4 protein-coding genes are annotated in these 3,657 nt (G+C 67.1%); 2 read left to right on the top strand and 2 right to left on the bottom strand.

The window, feature by feature from the left end:
• On the top strand, positions 1-1,286 hold a 1,286-nt coding region (locus tag ACT6Y9_RS09440), incomplete at its 5' end, for an FAD-dependent oxidoreductase (RefSeq protein WP_443744338.1).
• A 299-nt stretch (positions 1,287-1,585) separates the two neighbouring features.
• Here ACT6Y9_RS09440 and ACT6Y9_RS09435 read toward each other — a convergent pair.
• Positions 1,586-2,116: a DNA-deoxyinosine glycosylase gene (locus ACT6Y9_RS09435; RefSeq protein WP_443744337.1), complete on the bottom strand. Its 531-nt coding sequence runs from the start codon at positions 2,114-2,116 to the stop codon at positions 1,586-1,588.
• Positions 2,117-2,274: 158 nt separating this feature from the next.
• On the bottom strand, positions 2,275-2,439 hold the full coding sequence (locus ACT6Y9_RS09430; RefSeq protein WP_295479370.1) for a hypothetical protein: 165 nt from the start codon (positions 2,437-2,439) through the stop codon (positions 2,275-2,277).
• Positions 2,440-2,676: 237 nt separating this feature from the next.
• On the opposite strand from ACT6Y9_RS09430, the gene ACT6Y9_RS09425 reads away from it, so the two are divergent.
• Positions 2,677-3,624, top strand: a complete 948-nt coding sequence (locus ACT6Y9_RS09425) for a DMT family transporter (RefSeq protein WP_295479373.1) — start codon at positions 2,677-2,679, stop codon at positions 3,622-3,624.
• Positions 3,625-3,657: the final 33 nt, after the last annotated feature.

Below are 3,657 nucleotides of genomic sequence, written 5' to 3'. Positions count from 1 at the left end.
AGGCCCCGAAGGCGGGCGGCACGGGCGCGCTCGCCGAGGGGCGCCTCACCGCCGCGGGAACGGCGCTGCAGCGGGCTTCGGGCACTCCGGCCGATCCGGCGGGCCTCGTGAAGGTCTGGCTCGAGGATCAGAAGCGCTCCGTGCGCGGCGGGTCGGCCCAATACCCGGACGCGCGCCGCGTCGAAGACCTGGTGAATCAGAGCGCGGCCACGGTCGAGTGGCTCACGAAGAACGTGGGGCTGCAGTTCGCCGCGGACGCCTCGGCCGTGGACGGCATCGGCGCCTATGCGCTCCTGCCGCGCGGCGTCGAAAAGAGCGCCCCGGCGGGCGAGGCGCAGACGGCGAAGCTCCTCGCCCATGCGCAGAAGGCGGGCGCCAAAGTCCTCACCGGCACGCCCGTCTGGAAGCTCCTCACCGACGAATCCGGGCGCGTCGCCGGGGCGGCGGCCTCCGACGGCGTCAACCGCTTTGAATTCCGCGCCAAGGCCGTCGTGCTCGCCACGGGCGGCTTCGCCTCCGACCTCATGAAGGTCGCCGAGCGCGCGCCCCGCTGGGCCGCCTTCACCGATCTCGGCGCCGCGCCGAAAACCATCACGGGCGACGGGCTCGACCTCGCGCGCGTTGCGGGCGGCGTCGAAGTCGCCGACAGCTGGCCCGTGGGCGCCGGCATCACCCCCGCCTACGCGCCGATGATCCCCGCGATGCTCGGCCCCAAGGGTTGGGCGGGAATCACGCTCGTCAACGACCGGGGCGAGCGGTTCGTGAAGGAGGACCTCCCCGTGATCGGCGACGCGCTGAGCGAACAGCGCGACGCGTGGCTCCTTCTTGACAGCACCGACTACGAGAAGGCGAACGTCCTGATGGCCTACTTCGGCTACGACACCGCCGTGAACAGCAACACCTGGGAGGAGCTCGGGCGCCGCATGGGCGTGCCCGCGCAGAACCTCGCCAAGACGATGGAGCGCTACAACGCCGATGCGGCCCAAGGGCGCGACACCGTGATGGGGAAGGCCCCGGGGAACCTCACGCCCCTCACCAAGGCGCCCTTCTACGCCGTGCGCGTGAAGCCCGTGATCGGCGGCACGCTGGGCGGCGTGAAGACCGACGGACAATGGCGCGTCCTCAACGCCGCCGGGAAGCCCGTCCCCGGCCTCTGGGCCGTGGGCGAGATGGCGAACCGCGCCTTCTACAACCGCGTCTATGAGCCGGGCACGGGGCTCCTGATCGCCTGGACCTCCGGGCGCGCCGCGGGCGAAGCGGCCGCGAAGGCGGCGCTCGGACGATAGGCTCCGCGCAGAAGACCTTTTCCAACAGACGGACGACGGACGGACGGACGGAGGCGACTTCGGCCGTCCGCTTCTTTTCAAGGAAACCGCCCTGTTTTTGTAGGAAAAGTTCGGGCCCGAAACGCTCTCCGCCCCGTCGCCGGGCCTTCTCCTTTTCCACAATCTTTCTGCACAACTCGGGTGGAGAAGCCTGTGGAAAAGTCTCTTTCGCCTAGAAATACGGCCCGTCTTCGACTGCCTATAATTTAGGCAATCCATGAAAAGGCTGTGGACAACCCGGGAGGGCGGCGTGTGGACAATCACCCGAGAAGCGCGGCGCGCCAGACCCGCACGAGATCTTCAAGACGCCACCGGGCGTTGGCGGGGCTCGTAGAAGGACAGACTTCAACCCGGAGCCGGGCGAGCCGATTGGGCGAGAGCGTCGGCGCACCGAAGCGCCGCCAGACGTCCGCCGACTTCGCGCCGTTCAACGCCACGCGGACGATGGACGGGTACTCTTCGAGGAGCGCCGCGACGGCGTTCGGGATCGGACGCAGGATCGCCGCGTCGAGGCTTCCCGTGCGCTCGCAGCTCTCGATCGTGTCCCAGAGCGCGACGCCTCGCGCTTCGAGCGCTTCGAGCCTTTCGCCGTAGGCCGCACCCGCATCGAACCCGAAGACCGCGCCCATCACTGGCCAGAAGCGGTTGCGCGGATGGGCGTAGTAGGCCTGCGCGGCGATCGAGGCCGCGCTCGGCATGCTCCCGAGAATGAGGATCCTCGGCGCCTCGCCCACGACGGGCGGAAAGCCCCGGAGGCGGGTGGAAAGACTGGCGTCGCAATGGGCGGGCATGGCTCGAAGGGCTCCCCGCAGAGCTGCGGAAATCAGTGCAATTGCAGAGCGCTCCCGGAGAAGCCTCCTCGTCGTGGAGAAAGCTTCAGGGAGCGCCGAGCGTTCTGAATTCGGTGTTCAGGGAGTTCCGGACGGAGCACAGGGAGCGGGCGAACCGTCTACTTGGAGAGCATGTCCGTCCCGATGTCACACACGCCGCCAATGCACCAACCCATGCCCTTCAACACCGCAGCGAGCAGCATCAGGAAGAGGACGAAGAGAATGAGCCGTCCCCACGCCCGGGGCTCGCGCCCTCCATGGTTCGAAGCATTGGTGTTCGTCATCACGCCTCCCTTGCCGGAATCGATCCACAATCGTAAGACTTCAATCAAATGACATCCCAGTCTGCACCCTTGTTTTAACACAAACGGCGCGGATGTGACAATTTTTTCAGGTCGCTCCGGCTCCGGAAGATCCCTAGCCGCACCATTTTCGTGCGTCTTTTCGATCTATCATCCCGCCGACCCCATTTCTCCGCCGCGGCCCGGCCGCACCACATCGCCCCCCCACACACACTTCTCATGAAGAAAGCCTTTCTGGAGCTTCACCTCTCCGTCCTCCTCGCCGGTTGGACGGGCATCTTCGGCAAGCTTCTCTCGCTCTCCCCCGGCCTCATCGTCTTTTGGCGCATCGTGATCGCGAGCGCGCTTCTCTGGGGGTGGATCGCCTGGCGGCGCACGGCCGAGGCGGTCTCGCGCCGCGACAAGATCGGGATCATGCTCGTGGGCGCGCTCCTCATGCTGCAGTGGACGCTCTTCTACGCGTCGATCAAGGCCTCGAACGTCTCGATCGCGATCGTCGCCTTCTCCTCGATGGGGTTCTTCACGGCGCTCGTGGAACCCCTCCTCACCCGCACGCGCGTAAGCCTCAAGGAGATCGCCTTCTCGGTGATCACGCTCGTCGGCATCTCCTTCATCTTTCACTTCGACACGCAGTACCGCACGGGCATTCTCCTCGGCATCACCTCGGCCGCGGCCGCCGCCGTCCTCGCGGTCTTCTTCAGGAAGTACAAAGCGAAGTACCGCGCGCAGACCGTGATGAGCTGGCAGCTCCTCGGGGGCTTCGCCGGCGCGCTCCTGCTGCTGCCGGCCTACCGAATGCTCACGCCCGCGGAGCCCTTCTTCCCCGTCGGCGTCGACATCCTCTACCTCCTCATCTTCGCCTCCTTCTGCACGATCGGCATGTACCTGCTGCAGATCCAGGCGCTCGAGCGGATCTCGGCCTTCACGGTGAACCTCACCTACAACCTCGAGCCCGTCTACTCGATCATCCTCGCGATGATCATCTTCCACGAGGCGCGCGACCTTGGGCCCTCGTTCTACTTCGGGATCAGCTGCATCGGCGCCTCGGTGCTGCTGCAGACCTGGTCGGTGATGCGCATCCAGAGGAAGGTCGCCCGGGCCGAACGGGAGCGCGCGGCGCTTCCCGCGGCGGAGCGCCCCGAGACGCCCCGCGAGATGAAGCTCTAGGCCGGCGCTGCCGGAATCGGCCGGCCGGGGCGG

The sequence above is a fragment of the Sutterella sp. genome (assembly GCF_052272535.1).
In the GTDB taxonomy this organism is placed as follows: domain Bacteria; phylum Pseudomonadota; class Gammaproteobacteria; order Burkholderiales; family Burkholderiaceae_F; genus Sutterella.
Note: the sequence above shows the minus strand (reverse complement) of the source record. Positions and strands in the feature narration are given on the sequence as shown.

Excerpts from the sequence above, each read along its gene's own strand:
- ACT6Y9_RS09435 (WP_443744337.1), bottom strand. The coding sequence starts at position 2,116 with ATGCCCGCCCATTGCGACGCCAGTCTTTCCACCCGCCTCCGGGGCTTT.
- ACT6Y9_RS09430 (WP_295479370.1), bottom strand. The coding sequence starts at position 2,439 with ATGACGAACACCAATGCTTCGAACCATGGAGGGCGCGAGCCCCGGGCG.
- ACT6Y9_RS09425 (WP_295479373.1), top strand. The coding sequence starts at position 2,677 with ATGAAGAAAGCCTTTCTGGAGCTTCACCTCTCCGTCCTCCTCGCCGGT.